The sequence below is a fragment of the Mesorhizobium escarrei genome, from assembly GCF_935825525.1.
GTDB lineage: Bacteria > Pseudomonadota > Alphaproteobacteria > Rhizobiales > Rhizobiaceae > Mesorhizobium > Mesorhizobium escarrei.
Map to the genome: position 1 here is coordinate 1 of NZ_CAKXZT010000050.1, position 10937 is coordinate 10937.

A 10937-nucleotide genomic window follows, 5' to 3' on the forward strand; every position below is an offset into this window, starting at 1 on the left:
CGCTTCGCTCCTGCTCCGCCCTGGGATGACGAAGCGTGGGGCCCTTTACTCCGCCGCCTCTTCGATCCGCTCCATATCATCGTCCGACAGGCCGAAATGGTGGCCGATCTCGTGGATCAGCACATGGGTGACGATGTCGCCCAGCGTCTCCTCGTTCTCGGCCCAGTAGTCGAGGATGGCGCGGCGGTAGAGCGTGACGCGGTTCGGCCCCTCGCCGGTCTGCGGATTCCAGCGCTCGGCGATGCCACGCCCCTCGAACAGGCCGAGCAGGTCGAAAGGCGTTTCCAGCGACAAATCGTCCATGATCTCGTCGGTCGGGAATTCGGCGATCTGGATGATGATCTCGCCGGTCAGCTTGCGAAACTCCTCCGGCAGATGGGCGTAAGCCTCCAGCGCCAGGAACTCCATTTCCTCCATCGACGGCGAAAGCTCGCCGTGCCAGGTACGGGTCTTGTAGATGCGGGCCATGCTTTGTCCTTCTGATCCCGGCATATAGGCTTTCGCGCCGGACTCGGCAATTGGCCGGGTTGCCGTCCACGTGCGGCAGGAATAAATTCCTCATGACTCCGCCCATGACTCCGCTTGACTCTTCGGGCGCCCTCTGGAATCCTAGAGAACATAACAGGAACGATTGTGAGTGGAAGCTGACCGTCATGGCGACAAGCGCCGTGGCGCGGGAGACTGTTTTTGCCCTGCGCCGCCAGATCGCGAAGATAGAGAGAACGCTGCCCGAGCGCCTGCAGGCGCCGGCCGGCGCAGCCCCCGTTGATGCGCCCCGGAATCCAACATCTGATGTCACCCCCCAAAATCCAACAGCTGATGTCACGCACAAAAATATCACGCCCGGGGATCTGACAATCGTCCGCCGCGGCCTCGCCGTGGCGCCGCCCGATGCGTTTCTGCGCACCGGCGCCGAGGGTCTCGATACTGCGCTCAGCGGCGGCCTGCCGAAGGCGGCGCTGAGCGAGATCCATGGCGCCGCGACACGTGATGCCGGGGCCGTCGCCGGTTTCGCCCTGTCGCTCGTCAGCCTGATCCTCAAACAGGGGCCGCCGCGACTGCCGGTCCTGTGGATCGGCACCGCGGAGGTCTTCCGCGAGGCCGGCTTCCCCTATGCCAGAGGGCTTCTTGGCCTTTTCGGCATCGAGCCGGAGCAATTGCTGTTTTCCGAGGCGCCAAGGCTTCTCGACGCGCTGTGGACCGCCGAGGAGGCCGCCCGGATGACGGCGCTCGCCGCCGTCATCCTCGAAGTCCGCGGCAGTCCGCAGCGGCTGGACCTCACCGCGACGCGGCGGCTGCACGCCCGGGCACAGAGCGCCGGCCGGCCGGTGTTCCTGCTGCGCCAGGCCGGCGAACCCGAGCCGACGGCGGCACCCGTCCGCCTCGTCCTGTCGGCGGCGCCGTCGGCACCGCGCAAGACGATCGCCGGGCCGCTCGCCGGCTCGATGGGCCGCCCCGCCTTCACCGTCAGCATCGGCAAGAGCCGCACCGCCTTGCCGGGACAATTCACACTGGAGTGGAACCCCGATGAACGCAATTTCGAGGAAAGAAGGGCCAGGGAAGGACGAGCGAGGCAAGAACGGGCAGCGAATCCTGTCGCTGTGGTTTCCGCATCTCGCCGCGGAAAGGATCCTGCGCCAGCGTCTGGGGCGGTCCTGGCGTTCGCGGCCGTCGGATCACCTGCCGCTGGTGATCAGCCATCGCCAGGCGAACGCGCAGCGCATCACCGCCCTCGACGAGCGGGCTGAGGCGCTTCACCTGAAGCGCGGCATGGGCATAGCCGACGCGCGCGCCATGCATCCGTCGATCGACGTGGTGGAAGCCGATCCCGAGGCCGACCGCCGCCTGCTCGAAAGCCTCGCCGACTGGTGCGACCGCTACACCCCGCTGGTGGCGATCGACGCAGCCGATGGCCTGTTCCTCGACGTCACCGGCTGCACCCATCTTTTCGGCGGCGAACGGGCGATGCTGGACGACATCCTGTCGCGCTTTTTCCATCAGGGTTTCGATGTCCGCGCCGGCCTTGCCGCCACACCAGGCGCGGCCTGGGCGGCAGCGCGGTTTTCTGGTGACCGCATTGTCGCCGGTGGCGAGGAGGAGGCGCTTCTCGCACCCTTGCCGCTGGCGGCGCTGCGCATCGAGCCTGACATCCGCGCCAGCCTGGAAAGCGTCGGCCTGCGCACGGCAGGCGCCGTCATGGCAGCACCGCGCGCGCCGCTTGCCCGCCGCTTCGGCAGATCGCTGCTTTTGCGTCTCGACCAGGCGCTCGGCCGCCTCGACGAGGCGGTGTCGCCGCGCTTGCCGGTGGCGCCGCTTTCGGTCGAACGCCATCTCGCAGAACCCATCATGCTGACCGACGAAATAGAGCGGCTGGTGAAAATGCTGGCGACGACATTGAAGGTGGATCTCGAGCGCCGCGGCGAGGGCGCAAGAAGGCTGGCGCTGCTGCTTTTCCGCGTCGACGGCGCCGTCAGCCGCATCGCCGTCGGCACCTCGCGGCCGTTGCGCGAGCCGCTGCTGATCCAGAAATTGTTCCACGAGAGGCTTGCCGCGCTCGAACAGGACATCGATGCCGGCTATGGCTTCGATCTCGTGCGCCTCTCGGTCCTGTCGGCCGCGGCCTTCGACATGCAGCAGGCGGATCTCGCCGGCGAGACGCGCGACGACGGCGCCGACATCGCCCTTTTCGCCGACCGCATCCGCGCCCGGCTTGGCGATAGCGCGGTTTTGAAACCGGTTGCCGTCGAGAGTCATCTGCCGGAGCGCGCCGTCGCCATGCATCCCTATGCGGAGGCGCCGCAAAGGATCTCTCCGCCGAAGAAGCCGGGCAAGATCCAAGACACTTCCTCCAAGCCTGTCTTTCGGCCGGAACGGCCGATCCGGCTGTTCCGTTCGCCCGAACCGATCGAGGTGCCGGCCACCGAAATGCCTGAGGGACCGCCGCTGAACTTCCGTTGGCGGCGCGCGCTCTACCGGGTCGCGCGCGCCGAAGGGCCGGAACGCATCGCCCCGGAATGGTGGCGGGAGGCGTCGGGGCAGGAAGACGCGCCGACCCGGGATTATTTCCGCATCGAGGATAGCGACGGCCGCCGTTACTGGCTTTATCGCCAGGGTCTCTACGGCGCCTCTCAACTCCCGCCGCGCTGGTTCATGCATGGGGTCTTCGCATGAATGCGCTGGCGGCCGTTCCCTATGCCGAATTCGGCATCCAGTCGAATTTCTCGTTCCTGCGCGGCGCCTCGAAGCCGGAGGAGCTGGTGGTCGCGGCAAAGTTTCTGGGCTTTTCGTCGATCGGGCTTGCCGACCGCAACACAGTGGCCGGCGTCGTGCGCGCCTGGCAGCAGGCCAAGGTGGAAGATCTTTCCTATCATCCCGGCTGCCGCCTGGCTTTTTGCGATGGCACGCCCGACGTTCTTGCCTATCCGCAGGACCGCAAGGGCTGGGGCCATCTGTGCCGCATGCTGACGCAAGCCAATATGCGCGACGACAGCGAAAAGGGCGCACCGTTGCTCTATCGCGACGATCTTTTCGAATGGGGCGATCTCATGTCGCTGGCGATCCTGCCGGATCTGTCGACGCCGGCGCAAAATGATCTCAGGCTGGTTAGCCGCCTCAAGGATCGCTTCGGCAAGACCCTGCGGCTTGCCGTTTCGCCGGATTATCACGGCAACGACCGCTACCGTATCGAGCAGGCGGCTGCCATGGCCGAGGCATCAGGCATTCCGCTGATGGCGACCAATGACGTTCTTTACCATACGTTCGAACGGCGCCGGTTGCAGGACGTGCTGACGGCGATCCGCCTCAACGTGCCTGTTGCCGAAGCGGGGCTGGAACTGGCGGCCAATGCCGAGCGCCATTTGAAGCCGCCAATCGAGATGGCGCGGCTGTTCCGGCGGCATCCGCAAGCACTGGCGGAAACGCTGCGCTTTGCCGGCGAATTGAGCTTCTCTCTCAGTGACCTCCAATACAACTATCCCGACGAACCGACGGAATCGGGCCTCGGGCCGCAGGCCGAACTGGAAAGGCTGGCTCGAGAGGGAGCCGCGATACGCTATCCCTCGGGCGTTCCCGCCGATGTGACCAAGCGCATCCGGGAGGAGCTCGCTTTGATCGAGCGCCTGAATTACGCGCGCTATTTCCTGACTGTCTACGACATCGTCAAATTCGCCCGCAGCCAGGGCATACTCTGCCAGGGACGTGGCTCCGCGGCCAACTCGGTGGTCTGCTATTGCATCGGCATCACCGAAGTGGGGCCTGAGAGGATCGATTCGCTTTTCGAGCGTTTCATTTCCGAGGAAAGAAACGAGCCGCCCGACATCGATGTCGACTTCGAGCATGAAAAGCGCGAAGAGGTCATCCAGTATATCTACTCGAAATACAGCGCAAAGCGCACCGCGCTTGCCGCGGCAGTCGTCAGCTACCGAGGCCGGTCGGCGATGCGCGAAGTGGCCAAGGCGATGGGCCTGTCGGACGATGTCAGGAGCGCGCTGTCCAGCTCGATCTGGGGCTGGTCGACCTCGGAGCTCGGCGAAAAGGAGACCAGGGCCGGCGGCCTCGATCAAACCGATCCGTCGACAAGGCATGTGATCGAATGCGCCAACGAGATCATGGGCTTTCCCCGTCATCTGTCGCAGCATGTCGGCGGCTTCGTCATCACGAGGGACCGGCTCGACGAGATCGTGCCCATCATCAAGACGGCGATGGACGAGCGCAAGATGGTCGAGTGGGACAAGGACGATCTCGACGCGGTGAAAATCCTCAAAGTCGACGTGCTGGCGCTCGGCATGCTGACCTGCCTGCAGCGCGCCTTCACGCTCCTTGAAGATCATTATCCCGATGCGCGGGATGACTATGGCCGGCTCTATGTGCTGGCCACCCTCCCTGCCGAGGACAAACATGTCTACGACATGATCTGCCGTGCCGACACGATCGGCGTCTTCCAGATCGAATCGCGCGCCCAGATGTCGATGCTGCCGCGGCTCAAGCCGAAAACATTCTATGACCTCGTCATCGAGGTGGCGATCGTGCGGCCCGGCCCGATCCAGGGCGACATGGTCCACCCCTATCTGCGCCGCCGGCAGGGCAAGGAAAAACCCGAATATCCCAAGCCGGAGCTGGAAGAGATACTCGGCAGGACGCTGGGCGTGCCGCTGTTCCAGGAGCAGGCGATGAAGATCGCCATTGTCGCCGGCGGCTTCAGGCCGGGCGAGGCCGATGAACTGCGCCGCGCCATGGCCACCTTCAAGCGCACCGGCACGATCGGCAATTATCGCAAGCGGATGGTCGACGGCATGGTTTTGCGGGGCTACGAAAAGGACTTCGCCGAGCGCTGTTTCAAGCAGATCGAGGGTTTTGGCGAATATGGCTTTCCCGAAAGCCATGCCGCCTCCTTCGCCCTGCTGGTCTATGCCTCCTGCTGGTTCAAGACCTTCTATCCCGACGTGTTCTGCGCCGCGATCCTGAATTCCCAGCCGATGGGATTTTATCAGCCGGCTCAGCTTGTCCGCGACGCGCGCGACCATGGCGTCGAAATCCGCGAGGTCGACGTCAATTATTCCGGTTGGGACTGCGCGCTGGAGGAAGTGCCTTTCGACCCGGCCCGCATCCTCGACCGCCATACCCAGATGCGCGGCGTCATCCGGACCAATCATGCCGTCCGGCTGGGTTTCCGGCAGGTCAAGGGCCTGTCGAAGGAGCGCATGGAGGTGTTTGTCGCCAGACGCGGCGACGGCTACGCAACCGTTCGCGATGTCTGGCTGCGCTCGGGCCTCTACGTCGACGAGATCGAGAAGCTGGCGCAAGCCGACGCTTTCCGTTCGCTCGGCCTCGACCGCCGCGACGCCCTGTGGGCGGTCCGCGCGCTCGACGGCAGGAGTGCCGCCGAGACCCTGCCGCTGTTCGACCGGCCGGCGATCCGCTTGCGCGACCTCGAGCCCGCGACCAGGCTGCCGACAATGCCGCTCGGCGAGCACGTCGTCCACGACTACCGTTCGCTCGGCCTGTCGCTGAAGGCGCATCCGTTGGCCTTTCTGCGCCAGCGGCTGGACCGCTCAGGCGTCACCCCCAATGCGCGCCTCGGCCAGATTCGGGACGGCAAGCGCGTTTCGGTCGCCGGCCTGGTGCTCGTGCGGCAGCGCCCAGGCAGTGGCAAAGCGATTTTCTTGACGCTAGAGGACGAGAATTCGGTCGCCAATGTCATTTTCTGGGAAAGAACCTTCAACCGCTACCGGCCCATTGTCATGGGCGCGCGGCTGGTCCGTGTCACCGGCAAACTGCAGTCGGAATCGGACGTCATCCATATCGTCGCCGAGAAGGTCGAGGATCTGACGCCCTGGCTGTCCGTGCTTTTAGAGGAGGAGCCCGATGTACCTGTCGTGCAAAACGACCGGCAGGATATCGCGACGCTATCGGGGAAGGCAGAAAGGGTCATGCCGAAGGGGCGTAATTTTCAATAGGGGATGGGCGGTGCACAATTTTGCGAAATGTCGGCGCTCTGCGCCCCCCTCTGCCCTGCCGGGCATCTCCCCCACGAGGGGGGAGATCGGCCGTCACCGCCGCTTTCGCAAATCACTACCGTCGCAGGAGTGAGCGGAGGGCTGAAGCTGCCAATCTCCCCCCTCGTGGGGGAGATGTCCGGCAGGACAGAGGGGGGCGCGAAGAATCACCACAGATCGCCTTTAGCCTGAGCCGCCGGTCAAGACGGCCCACCCAGGCGCGGCGGCGGCAATCCGTCATCGAAGGGGAGCGAGCGTGCTTCCGAAGGCAGCATGATCGGGATGCCGTCACGCACCGGATAGGCAAGCCGTGCGACCCTCGAGATGAGCTCGTTGCGCTCCGGATCCCAGGTAAGCGGGCCCTTGGTCAGCGGGCAGGCCAGCAATTCCAGCAGCCTGGGATCGACATTGGCCTTCTTTCCCTCACGCCCATCCACCATTTTTGTCAGTCCTTCTCTCGGGCAATCACTTCAGGTTTCGCGTCCGCCTCAGTTTTCGGGCATTGACGCTGCCCCTCACCTGCCTGCCGGCATCCTCTCCCCGTATAGTGACGGGGAGAGGGGGCTCTCATCGATGGTTTCGCCAATCACCCGCGTTGCAGAATGTCCGCCAAGGTTGCCGACAGCCCCTTCTCCCCGTCCCTATACGGGGAGAAGTGCCCGGCAGGGCGATGAGGGGCGGCGCCGACTTGCGCAATTGGCTTAGTCCCTGCGTCTTTCCACCCAACCTACTGCAAACTCGACCCGAAATCCTCGTTCTCGCGTGCCAGCGCCATTTCGGTGATGGCGATCAGCGTTTCGGCGCGTGTCTTCAGGTCTGCCGCTTCGAGCAGCGCCTGTTTCTCGGCCGGCCCGTAGGGAGCCATCATCGATAGCGCATTGACCAGCATGGCGTTTTCGGCGCGGCTGACGCTTTCCCAGTCGGCTTCAAGATCGTTGGCCTGCAAATAGGCGCGAAATGCCCTGAGTAGCGCCGGCCGGTCGATCTCGGTCTCCGCCTGATCTTCGTCGAGATCGGTGAGAAAGGGCGCAAACCGGCACTGGCGGAAGGGCGTCTTGACCGCAAGCTCCTGCACGATGCGGAACCGGCACACACCTTGCAGCGAAATCAGGTAGCGGCCGTCGCCGCTCTCAGAAAGCGCGATGATGCGTCCGGCACAGCCGACATTGCAAAGCGCCGGCTCGCCATCGGCACGCCGCGCACCGTCGAGGCTGGGCTGTATGAGGCCGATCAGCCGCGATCCGGCGATCGCCTCGTCCACCATCTCCAGATAGCGCGGCTCGAAAATGTTGAGCGGCATGCGGCCGCCCGGCAGCAGCAAGGCGCCTTCAAGCGGGAAGATCGGCACCGTCGGCGGCAAATCCGTATCGAGCCGGTAATGCGCGTTTCCCGCCTGCACTTCAAACCTCCGCTCGCTCCTTCAAGAACGCATCAAGCCCGCCGAGCCCTTCGCAACCTGATGCATGATCGTCAGCAAGCGAAGAACGGATCGGTCAGGCCTCCTAATCTGGCGCAGCCGTTGTCGACCGCAAGGCCATCAGGCAAAAACAGCTTGAGGCGGGCTCACGAAAACAGCAGCGACGACAATTTGCGCCGCGCCGCCAGCGTTGCCTCGTCGGTCATGCCCCATGCCTCGAAGAACTGCAGCAACTGCGTCTTGGCGCCGTCGTCGTTCCACGAGCGATCGGCTTTGACGATCGCCAGCAGATTGTCGGCTGCGGCCATGCGCTCGCCGTTGGCGTTCTGGATCATGGCAAGCTCGAAACGTGCCTGATGATCCCCGGGGTTCTCAGCCAGGCGCCGCTCGAGCTCGGCCGGATTGCCAAGTGCTGCCGCCTGCGCGGCGAGCGCCATCTTGGCGCGCACCGCGGCCAGCGGCGGTGCATCCTTCTTGGCCTCCGGCGCCCGCGCCAGCACGGCTTCGGCGCCCTCGGCATCGCCGGCCTCGAACAGCAGATCGCCCAGCCCGGCAATCGCCTCGATCGTTTCCGGCGCCTGTTCCAGGATCGCATCATAGATATCCGCCGCGGTCTGCACATCGCCGGCGGCGCGCGCCTCCGCGGCCGCGGCAAGCGCCTCGGCCACCTGCGGCGCACCATTACCCTTGCCGCCGACCTTCTGGATGAACGCGGCGATCTGGCTCTCGGGAATGGCGCCCATGAAGCCGTCGACCGGCTGGCCGTCTCTGAAGGCGATGACTGCCGGTATCGACTGGATGCCGAGCTGTCCGGCGATCGAAGGATGGTCGTCGATGTTCATCTTGACCAGCTTGACCTTGCCGCCGGCGGCGGTGACCGCCTTTTCCAGCAGTGGCGTCAGTTGCTTGCAGGGCCCGCACCATGGCGCCCAAAAATCGACCAGCACCGGCTGACGGCGCGATTCCTGGATGACGTCGGCGGCAAATGCCGCGGTCGTCGTCTCCTTGATCACGTCGACGGCGACAGGCGGGTCGCCAAGCGCGACTTTCGCGGGGGCGGCCTCAGTGCCGCCATACTGCACAGTGGTGGCATACTGTCCGCCATTGCTGCCAAATGGGCCGCCAAATTGTTTGTTGTCGCTCATCTCGTGCCCTTTCGGTCGCGCCGCCCGGCCGCCAGCCCGGCGCAACATCCTTAATTCTCACTCAGAAGTCGGTTTATCGTCATCCATGTGGCGATCATGCCGTGACTTTCAAGATAACAGCATCATGCCCGGTTGCCTCGACGAATTTGACCAGGTCGGCGGCGGCGATCGATGTCGTTGCCTCGTTGGTCAGCGGATGGGCGTTGATGACGGCATGACGCATCAACTCCTGGTCGAGAACGACCTTGACCCGCAACTGCGTATCGTTGATCAAGCCGAACACGGTGACCGCACCCGGAACGACGCCGAGAAGCTCCATCAGCATCTCCGGCTTGCCGAAGGAAACGCGGCCGGCGGCGCCGATGATTTGGTGGATCTGCTTGAGATCGACCGCCGCCTCCTCATCGACGCTGACCAGGAAGAAATTGTCCCTCTTGTCCTTGAGGAACAGGTTCTTGGTGTGCCCGCCGGCGATTTCCCCGCGCAGCGCCTGCGAATCGGCGACCGTGAACAGCGGCGGATGGCGCAGGGTCGAGACCTTGATCCCGAGATCGGCGAGAAAGGCGAAAAGCTCGGCTTCGGTTTTCGGCATGTCGTCTCTTGTCGGACTTTCTTGTTGTCGCGGTTTGGCTTGTGTCGCGGTTTGGATCATGCCGTTTACGGCCAATGACGCGGCCGAGACAAGACCGTTGCGCAGCGAGGCTGCCGATTGCGTTCCTATCCGCTAGGGAAGGCTCGTTTACGTCGCCGGGTGCGGCCCAAAAACCTGCGATTTCCCTGTTGCAATCGCCGCGCCCTTCAGCCATATAGGCTCGGCTTGCGGCCCAAAAGCCGCGCGAGCGGGTGTAGCTCAGGGGTAGAGCACAACCTTGCCAAGGTTGGGGTCGAGCGTTCGAATCGCTTCACCCGCTCCAAATCTTCCTTAGATTTGAAAAGCATAAAGGGCCCGGGTAACCGGGCCTTTTTGCTATCTGGCGCCGGGGAGCGCTGGGGTATCATGGTGTCTACAGGTATTCGACGGCGTCGGACCCTCGTCATTGGCCTTGACGACCCACACCCCTTGCCATCTCCAGCGCACGCAGTGGTCGGCGCTCCAGTTCGAAGGTGTCGATGAATCTCACATCCTCACCACCGGCGAGTGCGAGCCCGGCGTCGCCTTGCGTGCTCCAGAGTGGATGGACGACCACAATCGCTGAGCCGGGTCCGGATCTTCCCTGCTCAAGCAGGCAGGGCAGTCCCGACGGCGCGTGGATACTCGCGATCAGCGCTCCCGGACGCATCCGAGCGGCGGTCTCGGCGAGAGCCGTCGCGTGCTCGCGCCAGCCCGCCATTTCCGGGAAGCGCCCGTCATACTGGGACAGTCCGCAGGTGTAGCCTGGCATAACCATGGCGCGCAGGTAGGCGATCCCCAGGCGCCAATCGAGCAGGCCATGGTATCGGCGGTTCCCAAAACGCTGGATGCATCGGTAGCACGATGTCTGGCAGCGCGCGGCGTGCGCACCCTCCTCGCTGACCGAAAGTAGGTCGACGAGCGGCCAAAGCATGAAAGTCATCCACTATGCTTCTCATGAGGTTGGACAATATGCGGCATGCCGTCGGTGCGGTCCTCCCCGAGGCGGCGTGACAGCCCGGAGCCATTGATCAACGAGTCCGCTATCTGGAGCATGGGCTTGCCGCCACGCAGCCGGGGTTCCAGGGCCTCGAACTCGTCCGAGGACACGTCGAGTTCGAGTGCCGCCCGTTGGACCAGGATTTGGGTCGCACTGATCGCTGCCGCGCGTGTGGGTAGGTGCGAAAAGACACCCCTTCGCGCGACGCAGTTCAGCGTGAGGCGAGGATCGAATTCTCTCATCTCAAGAGGGCTTTGCACGGGAGCCGAAG

General features: G+C 64.3%; 10 protein-coding genes and 1 tRNA gene. 4 read left to right on the forward strand and 7 right to left on the reverse strand.

Going from position 1 to position 10937, the window contains the following annotated elements:
• Nucleotides 1–45: 45 nt before the first annotated feature.
• Nucleotides 46–468, reverse strand: coding sequence for a metallopeptidase family protein (locus tag NMG80_RS04055; RefSeq protein WP_236384351.1), 423 nt, complete (start codon nucleotides 466–468; stop codon nucleotides 46–48).
• Nucleotides 469–653: 185 nt separating this feature from the next.
• Between NMG80_RS04055 and NMG80_RS04060 the strand changes: the two genes are divergently transcribed.
• The 3 genes from NMG80_RS04060 to NMG80_RS04070 are packed head-to-tail and all read left to right on the forward strand — an operon-like array spanning nucleotide 654 to nucleotide 6455.
• Nucleotides 654–1748, forward strand: a complete 1095-nt coding sequence (locus NMG80_RS04060; protein ID WP_254016948.1) for an ImuA family protein — start codon at nucleotides 654–656, stop codon at nucleotides 1746–1748.
• Complete coding sequence (locus NMG80_RS04065) at nucleotides 1690–3171, forward strand: DNA polymerase Y family protein (RefSeq protein ID WP_254016949.1); 1482 nt, start codon at nucleotides 1690–1692, stop codon at nucleotides 3169–3171. The genes NMG80_RS04060 and NMG80_RS04065 overlap by 59 nt, the downstream gene beginning before the upstream one ends.
• Entirely contained in the window at nucleotides 3168–6455 is a 3288-nt protein-coding gene (locus NMG80_RS04070; RefSeq protein WP_254016950.1) for an error-prone DNA polymerase, read from the forward strand. Before NMG80_RS04065 ends, NMG80_RS04070 begins: the two co-directional genes overlap by 4 nt.
• Before the next feature lie 239 nt (nucleotides 6456–6694).
• On the opposite strand, the gene NMG80_RS04075 is transcribed toward NMG80_RS04070, so the two are convergent.
• From NMG80_RS04075 to NMG80_RS04090, 4 genes are all read right to left on the reverse strand, one after another.
• A complete protein-coding gene (locus NMG80_RS04075) occupies nucleotides 6695–6934 on the reverse strand; it encodes a Trm112 family protein (protein WP_254016951.1) in 240 nt (79 codons plus the stop codon).
• A 287-nt stretch (nucleotides 6935–7221) separates the two neighbouring features.
• Nucleotides 7222–7893: an LON peptidase substrate-binding domain-containing protein gene (locus NMG80_RS04080; protein WP_254016952.1), complete on the reverse strand. Its 672-nt coding sequence runs from the start codon at nucleotides 7891–7893 to the stop codon at nucleotides 7222–7224.
• A 164-nt stretch (nucleotides 7894–8057) separates the two neighbouring features.
• On the reverse strand, nucleotides 8058–9056 hold the full coding sequence (gene trxA / locus NMG80_RS04085; protein WP_254016953.1) for a thioredoxin: 999 nt from the start codon (nucleotides 9054–9056) through the stop codon (nucleotides 8058–8060).
• Nucleotides 9057–9150: 94 nt separating this feature from the next.
• On the reverse strand, nucleotides 9151–9648 hold the full coding sequence (locus NMG80_RS04090) for a prolyl-tRNA synthetase associated domain-containing protein (protein ID WP_254016954.1): 498 nt from the start codon (nucleotides 9646–9648) through the stop codon (nucleotides 9151–9153).
• Nucleotides 9649–9895: 247 nt separating this feature from the next.
• Between NMG80_RS04090 and NMG80_RS04095 the strand changes: the two genes are divergently transcribed.
• Nucleotides 9896–9970, forward strand: a tRNA-Gly gene (locus NMG80_RS04095).
• A 120-nt stretch (nucleotides 9971–10090) separates the two neighbouring features.
• Here NMG80_RS04095 and NMG80_RS04100 read toward each other — a convergent pair.
• Together NMG80_RS04100 and NMG80_RS04105 are read right to left on the reverse strand one after the other, a co-directional pair.
• Nucleotides 10091–10609: a hypothetical protein gene (locus tag NMG80_RS04100; RefSeq protein WP_254016955.1), complete on the reverse strand. Its 519-nt coding sequence runs from the start codon at nucleotides 10607–10609 to the stop codon at nucleotides 10091–10093.
• The coding region (locus NMG80_RS04105; RefSeq protein WP_254016956.1) for a hypothetical protein at nucleotides 10606–10937 on the reverse strand (332 nt) is incomplete at its 5' end. The genes NMG80_RS04105 and NMG80_RS04100, both read right to left, overlap by 4 nt.